The 18,754-nt window shown below is 72.7% G+C and carries 18 protein-coding genes and 1 tRNA gene; 13 read left to right on the top strand and 6 right to left on the bottom strand.

The features are described from left to right. Positions 1 to 166 precede the first annotated feature (166 nt). Positions 167 to 964 (bottom strand): VOC family protein, encoded by a 798-nt coding sequence (locus AC07AL_RS10105; RefSeq protein WP_478317296.1) that lies wholly within the window; start codon positions 962 to 964, stop codon positions 167 to 169. A 140-nt stretch (positions 965 to 1,104) separates the two neighbouring features. Continuing rightward, the gene (locus AC07AL_RS10100; RefSeq protein ID WP_478317295.1) at positions 1,105 to 3,507 is read right to left on the bottom strand and encodes a terpene synthase family protein; all 2,403 of its coding nucleotides are present in this window, start codon (positions 3,505 to 3,507) and stop codon (positions 1,105 to 1,107) included. 345 nt (positions 3,508 to 3,852) lie between these two features. On the opposite strand from AC07AL_RS10100, the gene AC07AL_RS10095 reads away from it, so the two are divergent. After that, positions 3,853 to 4,488 carry an HhH-GPD-type base excision DNA repair protein gene (locus AC07AL_RS10095; RefSeq protein WP_350876398.1) on the top strand — a complete coding sequence of 212 codons (636 nt, stop codon included), beginning with the start codon at positions 3,853 to 3,855 and terminating at the stop codon, positions 4,486 to 4,488. A gap of 133 nt (positions 4,489 to 4,621) precedes the next feature. Here the strand turns inward: AC07AL_RS10095 and AC07AL_RS10090 are convergent, their stop codons facing one another. Next, a complete protein-coding gene (locus AC07AL_RS10090) occupies positions 4,622 to 6,142 on the bottom strand; it encodes an MFS transporter (RefSeq protein WP_400989053.1) in 1,521 nt (506 codons plus the stop codon). Positions 6,143 to 6,274: 132 nt separating this feature from the next. Between AC07AL_RS10090 and AC07AL_RS10085 the strand changes: the two genes are divergently transcribed. After that, the gene (locus AC07AL_RS10085; RefSeq protein ID WP_478317329.1) at positions 6,275 to 7,240 is read left to right on the top strand and encodes a helix-turn-helix transcriptional regulator; all 966 of its coding nucleotides are present in this window, start codon (positions 6,275 to 6,277) and stop codon (positions 7,238 to 7,240) included. Positions 7,241 to 7,782: 542 nt separating this feature from the next. Here AC07AL_RS10085 and AC07AL_RS10080 read toward each other — a convergent pair. After that, positions 7,783 to 8,301, bottom strand: a complete 519-nt coding sequence (locus AC07AL_RS10080) for a YbhB/YbcL family Raf kinase inhibitor-like protein (protein WP_363579754.1) — start codon at positions 8,299 to 8,301, stop codon at positions 7,783 to 7,785. Positions 8,302 to 8,565: 264 nt separating this feature from the next. Here AC07AL_RS10080 and AC07AL_RS10075 point away from each other — a divergent pair, with 264 nt between their 5' ends. Further along, on the top strand, positions 8,566 to 9,732 hold the full coding sequence (locus AC07AL_RS10075) for a hypothetical protein (protein ID WP_363579755.1): 1,167 nt from the start codon (positions 8,566 to 8,568) through the stop codon (positions 9,730 to 9,732). 31 nt (positions 9,733 to 9,763) lie between these two features. On the opposite strand, the gene AC07AL_RS10070 is transcribed toward AC07AL_RS10075, so the two are convergent. Further along, positions 9,764 to 11,329: a helicase HerA-like domain-containing protein gene (locus AC07AL_RS10070; protein WP_363619500.1), complete on the bottom strand. Its 1,566-nt coding sequence runs from the start codon at positions 11,327 to 11,329 to the stop codon at positions 9,764 to 9,766. Between the two features lie 202 nt (positions 11,330 to 11,531). Between AC07AL_RS10070 and AC07AL_RS10065 the strand changes: the two genes are divergently transcribed. Together AC07AL_RS10065 and AC07AL_RS10060 are read left to right on the top strand one after the other, a co-directional pair. Then, positions 11,532 to 11,828, top strand: a complete 297-nt coding sequence (locus AC07AL_RS10065; RefSeq protein WP_063348635.1) for a type II toxin-antitoxin system VapB family antitoxin — start codon at positions 11,532 to 11,534, stop codon at positions 11,826 to 11,828. Positions 11,829 to 12,081: 253 nt separating this feature from the next. Continuing rightward, positions 12,082 to 12,762 (top strand): LytR C-terminal domain-containing protein, encoded by a 681-nt coding sequence (locus tag AC07AL_RS10060; protein WP_363579930.1) that lies wholly within the window; start codon positions 12,082 to 12,084, stop codon positions 12,760 to 12,762. A 77-nt stretch (positions 12,763 to 12,839) separates the two neighbouring features. On the opposite strand, the gene upp is transcribed toward AC07AL_RS10060, so the two are convergent. Then, positions 12,840 to 13,475: a uracil phosphoribosyltransferase gene (upp, locus tag AC07AL_RS10055; protein ID WP_350876411.1), complete on the bottom strand. Its 636-nt coding sequence runs from the start codon at positions 13,473 to 13,475 to the stop codon at positions 12,840 to 12,842. A 164-nt stretch (positions 13,476 to 13,639) separates the two neighbouring features. Between upp and AC07AL_RS10050 the strand changes: the two genes are divergently transcribed. The 8 genes from AC07AL_RS10050 to AC07AL_RS10015 all read left to right on the top strand — a co-directional run bounded on the left by AC07AL_RS10050 (position 13,640) and on the right by AC07AL_RS10015 (position 18,637). Further along, entirely contained in the window at positions 13,640 to 13,876 is a 237-nt protein-coding gene (locus tag AC07AL_RS10050) for a hypothetical protein (protein WP_063348632.1), read from the top strand. Between the two features lie 303 nt (positions 13,877 to 14,179). Next, on the top strand, positions 14,180 to 14,716 hold the full coding sequence (locus AC07AL_RS10045) for a tRNA adenosine deaminase-associated protein (RefSeq protein WP_363579757.1): 537 nt from the start codon (positions 14,180 to 14,182) through the stop codon (positions 14,714 to 14,716). 51 nt (positions 14,717 to 14,767) lie between these two features. Further along, a complete protein-coding gene (gene tadA, locus AC07AL_RS10040) occupies positions 14,768 to 15,295 on the top strand; it encodes a tRNA adenosine(34) deaminase TadA (protein ID WP_363579758.1) in 528 nt (175 codons plus the stop codon). Between the two features lie 93 nt (positions 15,296 to 15,388). After that, positions 15,389 to 15,475, top strand: a tRNA-Ser gene (locus AC07AL_RS10035). 452 nt (positions 15,476 to 15,927) lie between these two features. Beyond that, positions 15,928 to 16,092, top strand: coding sequence for a hypothetical protein (locus AC07AL_RS10030; RefSeq protein WP_167745863.1), 165 nt, complete (start codon positions 15,928 to 15,930; stop codon positions 16,090 to 16,092). A gap of 92 nt (positions 16,093 to 16,184) precedes the next feature. After that, positions 16,185 to 16,478 carry a Dabb family protein gene (locus AC07AL_RS10025; RefSeq protein ID WP_063348630.1) on the top strand — a complete coding sequence of 98 codons (294 nt, stop codon included), beginning with the start codon at positions 16,185 to 16,187 and terminating at the stop codon, positions 16,476 to 16,478. A gap of 338 nt (positions 16,479 to 16,816) precedes the next feature. Further along, complete coding sequence (locus AC07AL_RS10020) at positions 16,817 to 17,599, top strand: RNA polymerase sigma factor SigF (RefSeq protein WP_244293642.1); 783 nt, start codon at positions 16,817 to 16,819, stop codon at positions 17,597 to 17,599. A 144-nt stretch (positions 17,600 to 17,743) separates the two neighbouring features. Then, the gene (locus tag AC07AL_RS10015) at positions 17,744 to 18,637 is read left to right on the top strand and encodes an RNA polymerase sigma factor SigF (protein WP_363579759.1); all 894 of its coding nucleotides are present in this window, start codon (positions 17,744 to 17,746) and stop codon (positions 18,635 to 18,637) included. Positions 18,638 to 18,754 lie beyond the last annotated feature (117 nt).

Here is an 18,754-nt window from a genome sequence, read left to right as displayed (position 1 = left end):
CGGGCCGCCGGGGCGGGCCTCGGCATCAGCCGGACCTCAGGACCGGACGCTCCTCGGCCCCGGACACCCCTCGGCCCCGGGCGACCTCAGCCGTCGACTTCGCCCCGTCCAGCGCGGCAGATCGCGGTGTCCGTCCAGCGGCTCGACGAGTTCCTCCCGCTCCCCCTCAGGCGTCCGCAACCCCGGGCGGCTCGCCCGAGGTCCGGCCGAGGTCGATGATCCCGAAGGCCGCGCCCTGCTGGTCGCCGACAGCGGCGAACCGGCCGAACGGGCTGTCCATCGGCCCGAAGTGCACCGTGCCGCCGCGCGCCCGCAGCCGTTCGAGCGCGGCGTCGGTGTCGTCGACCGCGAAGTACACGCTCACGTACGAGGGCGCCTCGGGCGGCAGGAAGTCGCCCTCCGCCCCCATCCGGCCCAGCACGGGGCGGCCGTCGACCTGGAACATCCGGTAGTCGAAGTCCTCGGCGTCCATCCGCTTCACGCCGAACGGGAAGACCGCGGGGAAGAACGCGTCCGCCTTCGCGGGCTCGCGGGTCACCACCTCGGCCCAGCTGTACGCGCCGGGCTCGCCCTGCTTCTCGAAGCCCTGGTGGCGGTCGCCCTGCCAGACGCCGAACACGACCCCGCCCGGGTCCCTGGCGATCACCATGGTGCCGAAGTCGCCGATCTGCATCGGCCCCATGACCACCTCGCCGCCGTTGGCGCGGATCCGCCCGGCGGTGGCGGCGGCGTCCGGCGAGGCGAGGTACAGGCACCAGGCGGACTGCGCCTGCGCGCCGGGCATCGACGGCACGATCGCGGCGACCGCCTTGCCGTCCGAGTACGCCTGCGTGTAGTTGCCGTACTCCGACGAGCTCTCGCCGAAGGTCCAGCCCAGGACGTCACCGTAGAACGCCTTCGCGCCCTCCGGATCGGTGAACATCGCGTCGACCCAACAGGGCGTGCCCTCAGGTGGCGCTGCCATCTCTTCCGCCCTCTCGCCTGGCGACGTGCGCCCGCGATCCGGAGCGCACCCGGCCCCCGTCCGGCCACCCTAGCCAGTACCGGGCGCACCCGCGCGGGATCGGCCCGCACGGGTGCGCCGTGGGCTGGTCCGCCCGCCGGTCAGCCCAGGGCCGCCACCCCGGCGGCCGGGGCCGCACCGGCTCGCGGCAGGCGCAGCGAGGCCGTGCCCAGGCCGGTCGGGCCGACCGGGAAGGCGGCGGGCCCGGGCAGTTCCTTCACCGCCGCCCCCGCCTTGAGCTCCCGCTCCGCGCCGAAGTGCCGCAGCAGGTCCTCCTCGCGGTACCGGCGGCAGTCCCGGTGCCAGACCAGGATGCCCGCGAGCCAGTTCTCCAGCTCCTCCACGTACCCGTCCAGCAGCTCCCTCGCCTCCGGCTCCAGCGCGAAGTCGTCGTACAGGACGGGGAGTTCCTTCCCCGCGACGTGCTGGAACTGGTCCAGCCGGGAGTGCATCAGGTCGTCGACGATCCGGACCGCCGACGGGTAGTCGCAGTTGAAGAAGTTCTGCACCACCAGGACGGCGTTGTGCACCTCGCCCTCGTACTCGATCTCCTTCTGGTACGAGAACAGGTCGTTCATCATGCACGCGTAGTCCGCGGCCGAGTTCTCCAGCGAGCGCATCGAGCCGTGCTCGTACACCGCGGGCGGCACGACCTGGCCGTGGGCGAGCCGGCACAGGCTCATGGTGAGGTCGGAGCCGAAGGTGGCGCGGCGCATCTCCAGGTAGTCCACCGGGTCCGGGATCCGGTTCTGCACCTGGTTGTTGAGCTCCCAGATCCAGCTCGCGGTCATGTCCTCGACGGTCTGGCGGAACTTCCGCCGGGCGTCGGCCGTCATCGGGCCGGCGGTGCGCTCCCAGATGTCGGCGAGGCCGCGTTCCAGGGCGTTGGCGGGCTCGGGCGCGGGGCTGCCGTCCACCGGCATGAACAGCGGGAGCCGCTCGGTGGCGAGCTTGGCGCCGGCCAGGTCGCGGGTGCGGCCGAAGACCACCGGGTAGTAGTCGTCGGCCCAGGTGCCCCAGGCCAACCAGGCGGAGGAGACGTCGAGTTGGTCGGCGCTGGCGTCCGGGTGGATGCCGGCCGCGCAGAGCGGGAGGTCGTAGTCCCGCATGGACTCGGCGTCCCAGATGCCGGATCCGGGGATGCCGGGCTGCTCTTCCAGCAGGCCCATCCGCGCGGCCCACTCGATCACCCGGTCCCGCGCGCCGTCCAGGTGCGGGCTCAGCGTGGCCTCGAACGGCAGCTTGAACTCCGGCAGTTGGGACGGCCCGACGGCCTGGTACGGCACGTGGCCGTGCGACCGGGCCCGCCGAACGGCCGGTCCGACGCCGCCCGGGCCGCCCGAACCGGCCGGACCGGCCGCAGGTCCACCGCCGCCCATCGCCCCGCTGCGCAGGATGTCCAGCGCCGAGGTGCCCACCCCGCCGATCGCGAACGGGTCCCACCAGTTGCCGGTGCCGGGCAGCGCGCCGCCCGTCCCCGCCGCGACGCCGCCGCCCGAACCGGCCGCCGCACCACCGCCGTTCATGTACCGGCTGGAGCGCATGTGCCACTCGTGGCCGCCGGACTGCCAGTCCTGGAGGCCCTTGACGTATGCCAGCACCCGGGCGCGGCCCTCGGGAGCGAGCCCGGTCTCGGCGAACAGCACGGGCAGTTCGGTGAACACGGTGTTCTCGAACTGCTGGAGCCGCGAGGTGAGCAGGTCGTTGACCGCCTCGGCGGCTTCCTGGGTGGAGCACTCCAGGAACTTCTCCAGCACCAGGATGCCGTTGCTCAGCTCGCCCTCGTCCTCCACCTCCCGCTGGTAGGAGAAGATGTCGTTGCGCAGGTGCACGCCGTCCGAGAAGGCGTCCATCAGCACCCGCAGCGCGCGCGAGCCGGAGACCTCCTTCGGGACCTCGGCGCCGGCCGCGTACTCGACCAGTTGGGCGGACCAGGGCGCACCGCCCACCTTGCGGCGCATCTCGATGTACTCGACCGGGTTGGAGACCCGGCCGGCGTTGATGTTGGCGAGCTCCCAGAGCGACTCGTTGAGCAGGTTGCGGGTGCTCTCGGCGAAGCGGATCCGCCAGTCCTCGCCCATCACCGGCACGGTGCGCCGCCACAGGTCGGCCAGGCCCGCCTCGACCGGGTTCTCCGGCTCCGGCATCGGGGTGGCCGGGTCGGCCGGCATGAACAGCGGCAGCCGGTCGAGGTGCGCCTTGCCGGCCTCGCGGTCGTTGGTGCGCTTGAACATGTCGAGGAAGTGGTCGTCGAAGAAGAAGACCCACACGTACCAGTCGGTGACCAGCGAGAGCGCCTCGGCGGAGGCGTCGGGGTGGGTGTAGGCGCAGAGCAGACCGTAGTCGTGGGCGTCCAGGTCGGCCTGGTCCCAGATGCCGGAGCCCTCCAGCATGCCCATCTCCCGTGCCCAGACGGAGGAATGGGCCCGGGCCTCGTCCAGGTGGGGGTTGAGGCGTGCCGGGTGCGGCACGTAGAAGGACGGCAGTTCGAACGGCTGGGTCACGGCGGGCGAGCCTTTCTGGACGCGTCGATTGCACCAAGAATGACCCGCCGGCAGGTCGCCGCACCGGCGCAACAGAAACAGTCATACAAGATGACCTACCTCCCTCCAGCCCGCCCGCGCCGCCCGCCTCCTCGCCACCCGAAGCGGGCAAAAAGTATTCCGCCGGCTCTCCCGACCGCCGGAGCTGGTATCCCAGGCGGTCGCTCCGCCAACGAACAAGCCAGCTGCGCCAAGGCCCTGGAACTCCAAGACTTCCCCTGCTACGGGCGTGTTGACCGCCCCCGCCCCCGCCCCGTCCACCAGACTGGGCGCCGACCCGACGTCAACTCCGAGGAGGGCAAGCCCATGAACGTCACCGTCCGGCTCGCACAGCAGCCCGAGGCCGACGAACTGCTCGGACGGAGTGCGCTGGCCGCGCTCGTCGGCATGTTGCTTGACCAACAGGTGCCGATGGAATGGGCGTTCACCGGTCCGCTGACCATCGCCCAGCGGCTCGGACGGAACGACCTGGACGCCCGGGAGATCGCCGTGTACAACCCGGAGGAGTTCGTCGCCCTGCTGTCCGCGAAGCCCGCCGTGCACCGCTACCCGGCCGCGATGGCCAAACGGGTCCAGCAGCTCTGCCAGTTCCTGGTGGCGCAGTACGACGCCGACGCCGCCGCACTCTGGAAGGACACCCGCACCGGCAAGGAGCTGCTCAGCCGCCTCAACGCCCTGCCCGGTTTCGGCAAACAGAAGTCGCAGATCTTCCTGGCCCTGCTCGGCAAGCAGTACGGCGTGCGGCCGGAGGGCTGGCGCGAGGCGGCCGGCGTGTACGGCGAGGAGGGCGCGCACCGCTCGGTCGCCGACATCACCGGGCCCGAATCCCTCGACCTGGTCCGGGAGTTCAAGCAGGAGATGAAGCGCGCCGCGAAGGAGGCCAAGTCCGCGGCGAAGACCACGCCCCGGACGACGGCGGTGAGCACGGCCGGGGCGCGCTGAAAGCCGATCGCCCGGCCGGCCGGGAGCCGTTGCCGAGCCGCCGAGGAGTCCACCGCCGTACGGTCCATGGCCCTCCCAGGATGCGCCGAGGGCCCCGGTCGCACCGCGCGACCGGGGCCCTCACCAGTGCCCGTCAGGCCAGGACGGGCTCCCGCTCGTCCGTCGGATCCGCCGCACCCGCCGTCGCCTGCGCATCCCCCGCACCCACCGCATCCGCGTCGGCCGGCGCGACCGCCTTGCGCCGCGGCAGCGCGAACATCAGCAGGAACACCACCAGCAGCGCCCCCGCGACCCACCACATCGCGTGGACGAACGCCCCGCCGAACGCGGTGCCCATCGCCTCCGGCGCGACCACGTCGTCCATCGCCCCGAAGAAGGCCACCGACACCAGCGCGAGCCCCAGCGCGTTCCCCATCTGCTGGACGGTGTTGATCAGCCCCGACGCCGAACCGGCGTGCGCGCGCGGCACCTCCGCCAGGATCGCGTCGGTGATCGGCGCGACGATCAGGCCCATCCCCAGGCCCATCACCACCAGTGGCAGCGCCATCTGCCAGGGCGCGATCGCCGTCCCGTACCGGTCCGCCTCCCAGATGTACGTCAGCACACCCGCCGCCATCACCAGCGCGCCGGTCTGGAGCACCCGGCGCCCGAACCGGGGCACCAGCTTCTGCACGGACAGCCCGGCCGCGGCCGAGACGGCGAGCGAGAACGGGATGCCGGTGGAACCGGCCTTGAGCGGGCTCCAGCCGAGGCCCAGCTGCATGTACAGCGTCCAGACCAGGAAGAAGATCCCGCAGACCACCCCGAAGGCCAGTTGCACGCCGATACCGGCCGCGAAGCTCTTCACCCGGAACAGCGACAGCTCGACCAGCGGCGAGCCGTCCCGCCGCGTCTTGGCCTTCTCGTACGCCACGAACAGCGCGAACACCACCAGGCTGCCGGCCATCGACAGGTAGCCCCAGAGCGGCCAGCCGGCCTCCCGCCCGTGCGTCAGCGGGTAGATCAGCATCAGCAGGCCGACGCTCGCCAGCGCCACCCCGACCAGGTCCAGCTTGAGCGCCCGCTCGGCCTTCGACTCGTCGATGAAGCGGCGCCCGAGCAGCAGCCCGGCGATGCCGACCGGCAGGTTGATCAGGAAGATCGGGCGCCAGGCCAGGCCGAACAGGTCCCACTCGGTGAGCAGCGCGCCGATCAGCGGCCCGGAGACGGCGCCCAGCCCGACCACCGCTCCGAACATGCCGAACACCTTGCCGCGCTCCTCCGCCGGGAAGGTCGCGTGGATGATCGACAGCACCTGCGGCACCATCATGGCCGCCGTGCCGCCCTGGAGCACCCGCATCCCGACCAGCATCTCGGGGCCGGAGGCCAGGCCGCACAGCGCGGACGCCACGGTGAACCCGCCGATGCCGATCAGGAACAGCCGCTTGCGGCCGTAGATGTCGCCCAGCCGGCCGCCGGTGATCAGCCCGATCGCGAAGGCCAGCGCGTAACCGCCGGTGACCCACTGGATGGCGCTGAAGGAGGCGCCGGTGTCCTCCTGGATGCTGGGGATGGCGATGTTGACGATGGTGACGTCCACCAGGTCCATGAAGGAGGCGACCATCACGATCGCCAGCGCGATCCACCTCCGTCGGTCCGCGTCCGCGGTCTTCATTCGGTACTCCTCATTCGTCCTGCTCGTCCTGCTCGTCCTGCTCGTCCTGCTCGCGCTGCTCGTCGGCACGTCCACGAGGGTACGGGGCATATAGGTCAGATCCTGTCCCAGTTGTCCGGCATCCTGGACGGCATGACGGACACCCCCGCACGGCTGCTGAACCTGCTGTCCCTGCTGCAGACCCCGCGCGAGTGGCCCGGCAGCGAACTCGCCGAACGGCTCGGCGTCAGCCCCCGGACGATCCGGCGCGACATCGACCGGCTGCGCGACCTCGGCTACCCGGTGCAGGCCACCATGGGCGCGGTCGGCGGCTACCGGCTGGTCGCGGGGACGGCGATGCCGCCGCTGCTGCTGGACGACGACGAGGCCGTCGCCATCGCGGTCGGACTGCGGGCGGCCGCCGGGCACGCGGTGGTCGGCATCGAGGAGGCCTCGGTCCGCGCCCTCGGCAAGCTGCTCCAGGTGCTGCCGGGCCGCCTGCGGCACCGGGTGGGCGCGCTCAACACCGCCACCGTGCCGCTGCTCACCGGCGACGGCCCGACCGTCGACCCGGACGACCTCACCGTGCTCGCCGGCGCCGTCACCAACCGGGAACGGCTGCGCTTCGCCTACCGGGCCGGCGACGGCGCCGAGACCAGGCGCAACGTCGAACCCGAGCGGCTGGTCTCGGCCGGCCGCCGCTGGTACCTGGTCGGCTACGACCTGGACCGGGACGACTGGCGGCTCTTCCGCGTCGACCGGCTCAGCGAACCCCGCGCCACCGGCGCCCACTTCACCCCGCGCCCGCTCCCGGCCGAGGACGCCGCCGCGTACGTGGCGGGCAAGCTGCGCCGCCAGTCACCGGCCCGCGCCGTGATCGCCACCGTGCACGCCCCGGCCGCGAACGTCCGACGGCACTTCGACCGGGGGGACTCCGAGATCGAGCCGATCGACGAGCACCGCTGTCGGCTGCGCTCCCGCACGGACTCCTTGGAGTGGACGGCGGTGCGGCTGCTGACGCTGGACTGCGAGTTCGACGTGCACGAGCCCCCGGAGCTGATCACCCACCTGCGCACCCTGGCCGCCCGCGCCGACCGGGCCACCCGCGTAGACGGTTAGGCCTCGATCCGGTACCAGACAGTCCCCCGCGCGGAACCACAGCGCGCCGTCCCGGCCGTGCGCCCGCACCCGGTCGAGCGCGCCGGGCACGCTCAGCTGCCGGCGCCGGGTCTGCTTCCACTCCTCGCCGATCAGCTGGTACCAGGTCAACTCGCCGCTGCTGGACAAGAAGACGCCCTGACCGCCGTGGACCGCGAAGCCGACCGGCAGCCGGACCAGGCACGGCAGGGTGGTCGACCGCCGGTCGACCGCGTCGATCCAGCAGCACCCGGCCGCCCGGCAGCAGCCCGAGGTGGTCGGGCGAGCAGGAGACGCCGGACAGCGGCACCCGCCACTCCCCCTGCGGCGCGGCCACGACCACCTCGCCGTCGAACGGCAGCCGGACCGGCGGCCAGGATCCGGCCGGCGCCAGGTGCTGCTCCGGCACCACCAGGAGGGCCGGTTCCCCGGCCGGCCCGACCGTCCAGGCCACGGCCCTGCGACCGGCCGACCGGGCCTCCTCGGGCAGCCGCCGGACCTCGACCGGATCGTGGCCCCCGTGCTCAGACCCCGTACTCGGCGGTGAGCAGCGCCCGCCCCAGCGTGTGGAAGGTCAGGTGGAAGCCGATCTGGGCCGCCGGGGTGTCGGCGGAGACGTCCAGCTTCTCGACGTCCAGGGCGTGCACCGCGAACACGTACCGGTGCGGGGCGCCGGGCGGCGGGGCGGCGCCGTCGTACTGGTGGCCGGGGAAGTCGTTGCGGCCGTGGAAGGAGGCCGCGCCGGGCAGGTCGTCGTCCGAGGAGCCGGCGCCGCGCGGCAGTTCGACCGTGTCGGCGGGCAGGTTGAGGGCGAGCCAGTGCCACCAGCCGGAGCCGGTGGGCGCGTCCGGGTCGTAGCAGGTGACGGCGATGCTCCGGGTTCCCTCGGGCAGGCCCGACCAGGCCAGCTGCGGCGACCGGTTGCCTCCGGCGTGGCTGAACTCCCCGGCCAGTGTGCCGCCGTCGGTGATGTCCTGGCTGGTCAGCGGGAAGGACGGCACCTGCGGCAGGAAGTCGTACGGCAGCGGCGGACGAACGCTCATGGGGTGGTCACCTCTCAACGGGCCGTGAACGGCCTCGGGCTGAAGGACGCTGAAGGACGCTGAAGGACACGGTCCGACGGGCACGCACTGTCGGACACGGCCTGACGGACACGGCTCACTGTAGTGGGGGCCCGTCCGGTCCGGCCGCCCCGATCCGGCCGCCCCTCGTTCGGGCCCGGTCCGCTCGAATTGCCAGGTATAGACCAATCAGGCGCCTGCGGCTAGCGTGGACAGCGCACCCGCCCCCAGCTCCGGAGCCGCACCGTGGAGTCGTCCGTCCTCGCCTTCGCCACCGACCTGCTCGACGAGGGCGCCGACACCTTCTTCGGCAACCTCACCGACCGCGCCGGGGTCGGCGGCGTCACCCTCGCCTCGGTCTACCACGAGGCCCGGGACGTCTTCCCGCACAACCCCCGCCGGGTGATCCGCTACCTGGAGCCGGGCGCGGCCTACTTCCGCCCCGATCCGGCCCGCTGGCAGGGCCGTCGGCTGGCGCCCGTGCCCTCCACCGCGATCGGCGACCGCGACCCCTTCGCCGAGGCCGCCGCCGAGACCCGCCGCCGGGGGCTGAAGCTGCACGCCTGGACGGTGTTCTGCCACAACGACCGGCTCGGCTTCACCCACCCGGACTGCGCCCCGGCCAACGCCTTCGGCGACCGCCACCTCACCGAGCTCTGCCCGGCCCACCCGGAGGTCCGGGAGTACGCACGGACCCTGGTCACCGAGCTGGCCCGGTACGGCGTGGACGCGATCCGGGCCGAGTCCCTGCACTTCCACGGTCTGCGCCACGGCTACCACCACGAGCGCTACTTCGAGGAGCTGGGCGCGGGCGCCGAGGCGCTGCTCGGCATCTGCTTCTGCCCGCACTGCCGCGCCGCCGCCACCCGCGCGGGCGTCCCGGCGGAGGAGGTCGCGGAGGCCGTCCGCACCGAGCTGCGCCGCCGGCTGGCCGACGAGGCGGCCGCCGCCGAACCCGCGGACCTGAGCGCGCTCGCGGACGGCGCCCTGGCCGCCTACCTGGACGCCGCCACCACCACCGTCACCACGCTGGCCGCCGAACTGACCGAGGAGGCCCGGCGCCACGGCATGCGGCTGAGCTTCATGGACGGCGCCGGCCCGGGCAAGGGCTGGCTGTCCGGCATCGACCTGCCCGCGCTCGCCAAGGCGACCGACCAGATCGAGACGCTCGGCTACGCGAAGACCCCGGAGGCCGTCCGGGAGAAGATCGCCGCGTTCGCCCTGCACGGCGTCCGCCCCCAGGACATGGCGGTGATCCTGCGGCCGATGGCCTCGGACTGCGACGGTCCGGCGAACCTCGCCGCCAAGATCGCCACCCTGCGCGAACTGGGCGTCCCCGAGGTGGAGTTCTACAACTACGGCCTGATGCGGCTGTCCTCGCTCGACCGGATCGGCGCCGCCCTGGCCGGCTAGGCGCCCACCCCCACCGTGCGGGGCCCGGCCGCTACCGCCGCCGCTTGGACGTCCCGAACAGGCTGCGCGAGATCTCCTGCCCGAGCTGCTTCCCGGCCGAACGCGCCAGGGACTTCACCGTCGGGTTGCTGAGCAGCGAATCGAGCAGCCCGCCCGCCCCCTTCGGCTCCTCCCGCCGCGGGGCGGGCTCCCGCTCCTTCGGCGCCCTGGCCGGTGCGGCGGCCTCCGGCCTGGGCGCCCGCGCCGCCCGCGCCGCCAGCTTCTCGTACGCCGACTCCCGGTCGATCGCGTCCCGGTAGCGCGCCGTCAGCGGCGAGGCGTCGACGACGGCCCGCAGCGCGCCCGCCTCGATCGGCCCCATCAGGGACTGCGGCGCCCGCAGCCGGGTGGCCGCGACCGGCGTCGGCGCGCCCTTCTCGGAGAGCACGGTCACCACGGCCTCGCCGGTGCCGAGCGAGGTGAGCACCGCGCCGAGGTCGTAGGAGGAGCGCGGGAAGGTCGAGACGGTGGCCTTGAGCGCCTTGGCGTCGTCCGGGGTGAAGGCGCGCAGCGCGTGCTGCACCCGGTTGCCCAGCTGCGCGAGCACGTCGGAGGGGACGTCGCGCGGGGATTGGGTGACGAAGAAGATGCCCACGGCCTTCGAGCGGATCAGCCGGACGGTCTGGGTGATGGCCTCCAGGAAGGCCTTGGAGGCACCCTTGAACAGCAGGTGCGCCTCGTCGAAGAAGAACACCAGCTTGGGCTTGTCCAGGTCGCCGATCTCGGGCAGTTCCTGGTAGAGGTCGGCGAGCAGCCACATCAGGAAGGTGGAGAACAGCCGCGGCCGGTCCTGGACGGCGGGCAGTTCCAGCACCGAGACGACGCCCCGGCCGTCCGGGGCGGTCCGCAGCAGTTCGGCGGTGTCGAACTCGGGCTCGCCGAAGAACGCCCCGGCGCCCTCGTTCTCCAGCACGGTGAGCGCGCGCAGGATCACCCCGGCGGTGGCCGACGAGAGGCCGCCGATGGTCCTCAGCTCCTCCTTGCCCTCGGGCGAGGCGAGGAAGGCGATGACGGCGGTGAGGTCCTTGAGGTCGTACAGCTCCAGGCCCTTGGTGTCGGCGTAGTGGAACACCAGGCTGAGCGAGGACTCCTGGGTCTCGTTCAGGTCGAGCACCTTGGCGAGCAGCAGCGGCCCGAAGCTGGTGACGGTGGCGCGGATCGGGATCCCGGCGCCCTGGCCGCCGAGCGAGTAGAACTCGACCGGGCAGCCCTGCGGGGTCCACTGCTGCCCGACCTCGGCCGCGCGGGCGGCGGTGCGCTCGCTCGGCGCGCCGGGCGCGGCGACGCCGGAGACGTCCCCCTTGACGTCGGCGAGGAACACCGGCACGCCCTGGGCGGAGAGCTGTTCGGCGATCAGCTGGAGGGTCTTGGTCTTGCCGGTGCCGGTGGCGCCGGCGACCAGCCCGTGCCGGTTGAGCACCCCGAGCGGGATGCGCACCTGGGCGTCCGGGTAGGCGGTGCCGTCCAGCAGCACCGCGCCGAGGTCGAGGGCGGGCCCGGTGAAGGCGTACCCGTCGGCGATCTCCCGGACGGCCGGCGGGGTGGGGGCGGAGGACATCGGGGCACTCTCCTGGGCGGTGCGGGGAGGCGGGGCGGGCCCGGAACCCGGTCCCGGGCGGGCCGTGTCCCGATCGGAACCGGGCGATGTTCGCGACATTTCCCATCAAACAGCCGCAATCGCCCTCCCGCAGCTCACACCCGAGTGCGTGGCGGCGTCGCGGCGGCTGCGCCATCCGCCGCCCAAACGGTAGGCTTTCCGTGTGATCTTCAAGCGCATCGGCAATGGGCGGCCGTACCCGGATCACGGCCGGACGAGCACCCGCCAGTGGGCTGACGTCGCCCCACGCCCGGTGCGGCTCGACCAGCTGGTGACCACCAAGGGGCAACTCGACCTCGAAACCCTGCTCGCCGAGGACTCGACCTTCTACGGGGACCTCTTCGCGCACGTGGTGAAGTGGCGCGGCGACCTGTACCTGGAGGACGGACTGCACCGGGCGGTGCGGGCCGCGCTGCAGCAGCGCCAGGTGCTGCACGCCCGGGTCCTCGAAATGGAATGACGGACCCTCTGCACGGGCTCCTGGACCGCCCCCTCGCCATCCGGCGGAGGGCGGTCCGCGCGTACCCGGGTACCTCCTTTCGGGTACCGGCGTACTCCAGATGATGATCATTTAGTACCTTCGCAGCCTGACGGCACTACGCTGCTGACTACGGCCGCGACCAGGGGATCCGCCCGCACCACGGGATCCACCCGCACCAGCCGATCCGTCATCCCGACCCCGCCCTGGCACGAGGGGGAGACAAACCGTGAGCATGTTGACTCCCCAAGGCCTCAAGGGGAAGCAGTACCGCGTCACCGGCAACGCCTATCCACGACTCGGCCGGCCCCCGAGGAAGAGCCGCAAGGTGATCTCCGGGCTCGCGAGCCTGCTCGCCCTGGCCCTGATCGGCCTCGGCGGCGTCCAGCTCTACGACATCTTCAGCGGGAAGAACAAGAACTCCTCCGCCCAGGCCTGCGTGACCCCGTCGGGCAAGCCGCTGGCCGCCCCCTCCCCGGGCGCCACGCCAGGTGCTCCCACCGCCTCCGGCGCCCCCGCCGCCCCGGGCGACCCGCACGCGATCCCGCAGCCGGCCGGCGTCACGGTGAACGTCTACAACGCCACCACCAAGGGCGGCCTGGCCGGCCGGACCGCCGAGGAGCTCAAGAAGCGCGGCTTCACCATCGGCAAGGTCGGCAACGCCCCGGCCGAACTGGACAAGAAGGTGCCCGGCACCGCCCAGGTGATCGCCGGCCCGGCCGGCGCCGGCGCCGCCACCCTGCTCGGCTCGCAGATCGCCGGGGCCACCACCACCGCCGACGCCCGCACCGACGGCACCGTGGACTTCGTGGTCGGCGACAGCTACAACGCCCTGCTGGACGAGACCCAGGCGGCCGCCGCCCTCGCCCTCGCGACCAAGCCGTCCCCCACCCCGACCGCCACCGGCAGCTGCTGAGGCCGGTCGTGCCGCGCGACAACAGGAGAGCCCCCCGGCACCGCGCCGGGGGGCTCTCGTCCGTTCGGGGGATTCGCTCAGCCGGCGGTGCCGTACAGGCGGTCGCCCGCGTCGCCGAGGCCGGGCACGATGTAGCCGTTCTCGTTGAGCCGCTCGTCCAGGGCGGCGGTGACGACGGTGACCGGCAGGCCGGCCAGCTCGCGCTTCATCACCTCGACGCCCTCGGGGGCGGCCAGCAGCACCACGGCGGTGACGTCGGTGGCGCCGCGCTCGATCAGCATCTTGATCGCCGCGACGAGGGTGCCGCCGGTGGCCAGCATCGGGTCGAGCACGTAGACCTGGCGGCCGGAGAGGTCGTCCGGCATCCGGGTGGCGTAGGTGGAGGCCTCCAGGGTCTCCTCGTTGCGCACCATGCCGAGGAAGCCGACCTCGGCGGTCGGCAGCAGTCGGGTCATCCCGTCCAGCATGCCGAGACCGGCGCGCAGGATCGGCACGACCAGGGGGCGGGGGTAGCTGAGGCGGGTGCCGAGCGTGACCGCCACGGGGGTGGTGATCTCCACCTCGTCGGTGCGGACGTCCCGGGTGGCCTCGTAGGCGAGGAGGGTCACCAGCTCGTCGGTCAGGCGACGGAAGGTCGGCGAGTCGGTGCGCTCGTCGCGCAGGGTGGAGAGCTTGTGGGCCACCAGGGGGTGGTCGACGACGTGGAGACGCATGTATCGAGGTTAGCCCGGGTCTGCACGCCTGTACGACTCGCCGCGTGCCGACCGCCCCGTCGCCGGGGTGCACCCGGCCGTGCCGCGCCGTGGCGCCCCGCGAATGTCCGGACGGAAGCGCCTCCTGTGGTATCAACCGGGCTGATCTGGGAATGTCACGTCTTATGACGAGCAACCCGAACGCCGGGGACGGCTCGGCGGACGAGCCCGCAGGCCGGTCGGGCAATCGCCCCGGCCCGCCACAGGACCCCCCGGAGACCGAGGCGGACCGCCGCAGGCGGCGGGCCGTCTTCCTGCGCGAGCTCACCGAGGCCCGCGAACTCCGGGAGCGGGTCCAGCCCCGGCGGACCAAGGAACGGCGGATGCGCGAAGCCATGCGGATGCGAACCTTCCGGATCTGACGAGGATCCGAAGCGGTTCCGGCGCGGCGCCCTCCGCAGCTCCCCCCGCGGCTCCGCCGACCGGCCGGTCCGGATCCGACGGGCCCCGGGCGGTGGCGCCGGCGCCACACCGGCCGCCGGCCGGACCTTCCGACACGACCTGCAAAGACGCGCTGCCGAACACCCCCCGCAAGGGCGGGCTTTCTGTCACGATTCCGATGGGACGGTCCGAACGAGCGGACCGCCTCTGGCGCGGGGGCGGCCAGATTTTCGCGTTGCCCGAGCGCGCCGACAGCCGAGACCGAGATCTTGGGAGTGTCCCTGGTGGCGTACTTCGCTGCAGTGCTTGCTCGCACCGAGGACGGGTGGGATGTGAGCGAGACGGAGCTCGACGACGTCGAAACCCTCGCCGACCTGACCGAACTGGCCCGCGACTCCACGCAGGACGACGACAGCGTCCTGATCTTCATCGAACAGGAGGACGCCTGGTTCGCCATCGTCCGGGTGGACGGCGAGGAGGACCCGCGGATCTTCGTGTCCGACGGCGCCGCCGCCGCCCGCAGCTCCTACGGCTCCGTCCTCACCGACGAGCTGGTCGACCAGGCCGGTGAGAGCGAGTTCGGCGACCTGGACCACCTGGTCGTCGAGCTGGAGGAGGACGAGGAGACGCAGGAGCAGGACGAGGACGCCCGCAGCGGCGTCCCGGTCGGCCCGCTCGGCGACGCCCACCTGCTCACCGAGTTCGGCCTTGCCGCCGAGGAGCTGCTCGCCCTCAGCGGCGAGGGCGCCGTCCCGGGCGACGCCCTGGAGGAGATCGCCGAGGCCCTCGGCTGCGGCGAGGTCCTGGAGGCGGTCCGGTAGCGGGCGGTGACCAGGCCGGTGCCCACCGCCGGATACCCGACACTGGATGCCATGCAGTCCGCATCCGCCCCGCAGGCCGTCCCCCGCATCGCCCCGCTGCCCGCCCCCGACCGCCCCGACCCGGTCCGTGACCGCTGGGCGGCGCCGATGCGCCTCGCCATCGCCGAGGCCGCCCTGGCGCCGGCCACCGGCGACGTCCCGGTCGGGGCGCTCGTCCTGGGCCCGGGCGGCGAGGTGGTCGGGCGCGGCCACAACGAGCGCGAGGCGGTCGGCGACCCGACCGCGCACGCCGAGGTGGTCGCGATCCGGCAGGCGGCCGAACGGATCGGGGAGTGGCGGCTCAGCGGCTGCACCCTGGTCGTCACCCTGGAGCCCTGCACGATGTGCGCCGGCGCCATCGTGCTGTCCCGGATCGACCGGGTGGTCTACGGCGCCCTCGACGAGAAGGCCGGCGCGGCCGGCTCGCTCTTCGACGTGATGCGCGACCGCCGGCTCAACCACCGCCCCGAGGTGGTCTGGGGCGTCCTCGCCGACGAGTGCGGCGAGCAGCTGCGCGAGTTCTTCGAGTCCCACCGCTGACGTCCGGCGCCGACTTCCGCCGCCGGCTCCCCCGTCGGCCGCCCGGCCATACGGATTTCGTGACCGCGCCACCCGTCCGGTAGAGTTCCCCTCGGTAGCGTGTCCGAGCGGCCAAAGGAGCACGCCTCGAAAGCGTGTGTGGGGGCAACTCCACCGTGGGTTCGAATCCCACCGCTACCGCTGTAGAGCCCGAGGGCCCGTCCGATCCGGACGGGCCCTCGGCGTTTCCGCGCACCCTCGAACGCGAAAAGGGCTCCGTACTCCGGGCTGATGACCACCAACGCCCGGAGAGTACGGAGCCTGGAAAGGGGGAGCGGCTCGGGGGGACGACCGCTCCCCCGGCGGAGTCCCACAACCGGCGCCGCGTCGGGGGGAAGCCGCGGCGCCCGGTCCCACAGCGGGGAACTCCGGATCCACGCACCGGGGATTCCTGCCAGATCCTCGGCACGTCTCCCATCCTGCCGCCCGGGACGTTTCCGGGCATCCGGAGAAAGGCCCCACTCACGGGGACCTTCGTCCCGCCGGGCGAACGCGTCGCACACTTGATAGCCCGTCCGATGGATAAGCTGCTTCCGCAGGGCCGCTCGGGGACCTGGATGGCGGCGGCCCACAGCAGGAGAGGACGACACCCGATGGCGCAGGCGAAGAAGATCGGCATGGCCCTCCTGCTCATCTTCGTCCTCTACTCGATCATCAGCTCGCCGGCCCGCTCCGCCCAGCTCGTCCAACTGGGCTTCGAGGGCATCTCGAACGCGGCCAAGGCGGTCGGCACCTTCATGACCGGGCTGATCAAGTGAGCCGTCCGGTCGCGTAGGGCCCGTCGTCCCGCCCCGGCGCACCGGCTACGGTGTGCGGGACCCTCTGTCCCCGTCCGCGAGGAGCGGCAATCGTGATCCGGCATCTGGTCCTGTTCAAGCTCAACGAAGGCGTCCGCAAGGACGACGAGCGCGCGCTCGCCGGCGCCAAGGCGTTCGCCGAGCTGGGTTCGCTGATCCCCGAGCTGCGCGAGTGGGAGTGCGGCTGGAACACCACCGAGCGGGACATCGCCCACGACTACGCGATCAACAGCCTGGTCGAGGACCGCGACGCCCTGCACGCGTACCTGACCCACCCGGCCCATCAGGCCGCGGCCGGTCAGTGGCGCGAATTCGCCACCTGGGTGATCGCCGACATCGAGGTCTGACACCCGAGGCACCCGGGTCCGTCCCTCGGACGGCCCGCCGCGCCCCGTCCGGCCACCGGACGGGGCGCCTTGCTCCACCCCGGAACGATCCGTGCGGCGCCTGGGCGGGAAGCCCGGTGAAGCCCCGACCCCGCACCAACACACCTCCGCCGGGTGCTTGCCCGACCTGCGCCCGCCTTGTGATGCTATGACCGGTTTTGCCGGACATGGCGAGGTGGTGAAGCAGCCGCGACACCCGATCCGCAGGGCCCTTCGTTATCGACTGAGGGAGGGGTGACGTGTCCGACGAGGTACTGGCGTCGATCATCAGCCCGGCCGGCGAGCTCCGCCCGGACGGTCTGCGCGGCCCCGGCGGCCGCCCCGCGGTGGACGTCCGGACGCTGACCCGGGTGCTGTTCGAACGGCTCGCGGAGCTGCCCCCGGGCACCCCAGAGCGGGAGCGGGTCCGGGCCGCCCTGATCGAGGTGAACATCCCCCTGGTCCGCTACGCGGCCACCCGCTTCCGCAGCCGCAGCGAGCCGATGGAGGACGTCGTCCAGGTCGGCACCATCGGCCTGATCAACGCGATCGACCGCTTCGACCCCACCCGCGGCGTCCAGTTCCCCACCTACGCACTGCCGACCATCCTCGGCGAGATCAAGCGCTACTTCCGGGACAACGTCCGCACCATGCACGTCCCGCGCCGGCTCCAGGAGCTGTGGGTCCAGGTCAGCGGCGCGATGGAGGAGCTGACGGTGCTGCACGGCCGGGCCCCCAAGGTGCCGGAGATCGCCGCCAGCCTGCGGATCCCCGAGGAGGACGTCCGGGCCTGCCTGGACGCCGGGCGGGCCTACAACGCGGCCTCGCTGGAAGCGGCGCAGGAGCACGAGGGCGGGCTCGCCCTGCTGGACCGGCTCGGCTACGAGGACTCCGCGCTGGCCGAGGTCGAGCACCGGGACATGGTCCGCCACCTGCTGGTCCAGCTGCCCGAGCGGGAGCGGCGGATCGTGATGCTGCGGTTCTTCGCCAACCTGACCCAGTCGCAGATCAGCACCGAGCTGGGGATGTCCCAGATGCACGTCTCGCGGCTGCTCTCCCGCATCCTGACGAGGCTTCGGACCGGCAACTCCTGGGAAGACTGAGATTGCAGCGCGTTACCCTCGCGTGACATCTTGCGACGTTCGGGTTTGCCGTGGACCGTGTTCCGGTATGGAGGGGGAGGGCCCCCGCCGGGAACCTCCGTGCGACGGCCCCCGTTCAACTGTCAGTCACAAGGGGGTGGGCGCATGTCCGGAGAGCTGGGCACTGCGGAGATCCACGCTGGTCAGGCCAACGGTACGGCTGTCGCCGAGGACCGGATCCCGCTCCAGCGGGTCCCGGCCGCCGCGCCGCCCGGGCCCGAGGCGCCGCCCGGCTCCGGGCTGGACACCCGGACGCTGTCGCGCTCGCTGTTCCTGCGGCTGGCCGCCCTGGAACCGGGCAGCGCGGAGCACACGTACGTCCGCGACACCCTGATCGAGCTCAACCTGCCGCTGGTCCGGTACGCCTCGGCGCGCTTCCGCAGCCGCAACGAGCCGATGGAGGACATCGTCCAGGTCGGCACCATCGGCCTGATCAAGGCGATCGACCGGTTCGACCCCGAGCGCGGGGTGGAGTTCCCCACCTTCGCGATGCCCACCGTGGTGGGCGAGATCAAGCGCTTCTTCCGGGACACCAGCTGGTCGGTCCGGGTGCCCCGGCGGCTCCAGGAGCTGCGACTGGCGCTCACCAAGGTCGGTGACGACCTGTCCCAGCGGCTGGACCGCTCCCCCACCGTCGCCGAGCTGGCCACCTGCCTGGGGGTCAGCGAGGAGGACGTGGTCGAGGGCCTCGCGGTGGGCAACGCGTACACCGCCAGCTCGCTCGACTCCAGCCCCAGCGAGGAGGACGGCGACGGACCGCTGGCCGAGCGGCTCGGCTACGAGGACCTCGCGCTGGAAGGCGTCGAGTACCGGGAGTCGCTGAAGCCGCTGCTGGCCAAGCTGCCGCCGCGCGAGCGCCGGATCATCATGCTGCGGTTCTTCGGCAACCTCACCCAGTCGCAGATCGGCGAGGAGATCGGCATCTCCCAGATGCACGTCTCCCGGCTGCTCACCAGGACGCTGACCCAGCTCCGTGAGGGCCTGATCAGCGAGGGCTGACAAGCCCAGGGAAGCCCTCCGTCGCCGTCCCGGGGGGGGGGGGGGGGGGCCGGCGGGGGGGGGGGGGGGGCTCCCCCGGGAGGGAAACGAGGTGGCGTGGTTTGCGGGTGGACCTAC

It is taken from the genome of Kitasatospora sp. NPDC043949, assembly GCF_056435365.1.
The sequence above is the reverse complement of the archived record's forward strand: the minus strand, read 5'-3'. Positions and strand labels throughout refer to the sequence as shown.

Excerpts from the sequence above, each read along its gene's own strand:
- AC07AL_RS10105 (WP_478317296.1), bottom strand. The coding sequence starts at position 964 with ATGGCAGCGCCACCTGAGGGCACGCCCTGTTGGGTCGACGCGATGTTC.
- AC07AL_RS10095 (WP_350876398.1), top strand. The coding sequence starts at position 3,853 with ATGAACGTCACCGTCCGGCTCGCACAGCAGCCCGAGGCCGACGAACTG.
- AC07AL_RS10090 (WP_400989053.1), bottom strand. The coding sequence starts at position 6,142 with ATGAAGACCGCGGACGCGGACCGACGGAGGTGGATCGCGCTGGCGATC.
- AC07AL_RS10085 (WP_478317329.1), top strand. The coding sequence starts at position 6,275 with ATGACGGACACCCCCGCACGGCTGCTGAACCTGCTGTCCCTGCTGCAG.
- AC07AL_RS10080 (WP_363579754.1), bottom strand. The coding sequence starts at position 8,301 with ATGAGCGTTCGTCCGCCGCTGCCGTACGACTTCCTGCCGCAGGTGCCG.
- AC07AL_RS10070 (WP_363619500.1), bottom strand. The coding sequence starts at position 11,329 with ATGTCCTCCGCCCCCACCCCGCCGGCCGTCCGGGAGATCGCCGACGGG.
- AC07AL_RS10060 (WP_363579930.1), top strand. The coding sequence starts at position 12,082 with ATGTTGACTCCCCAAGGCCTCAAGGGGAAGCAGTACCGCGTCACCGGC.
- upp (WP_350876411.1), bottom strand. The coding sequence starts at position 13,475 with ATGCGTCTCCACGTCGTCGACCACCCCCTGGTGGCCCACAAGCTCTCC.
- AC07AL_RS10050 (WP_063348632.1), top strand. The coding sequence starts at position 13,640 with ATGACGAGCAACCCGAACGCCGGGGACGGCTCGGCGGACGAGCCCGCA.
- tadA (WP_363579758.1), top strand. The coding sequence starts at position 14,768 with ATGCAGTCCGCATCCGCCCCGCAGGCCGTCCCCCGCATCGCCCCGCTG.
- AC07AL_RS10030 (WP_167745863.1), top strand. The coding sequence starts at position 15,928 with ATGGCGCAGGCGAAGAAGATCGGCATGGCCCTCCTGCTCATCTTCGTC.
- AC07AL_RS10015 (WP_363579759.1), top strand. The coding sequence starts at position 17,744 with ATGTCCGGAGAGCTGGGCACTGCGGAGATCCACGCTGGTCAGGCCAAC.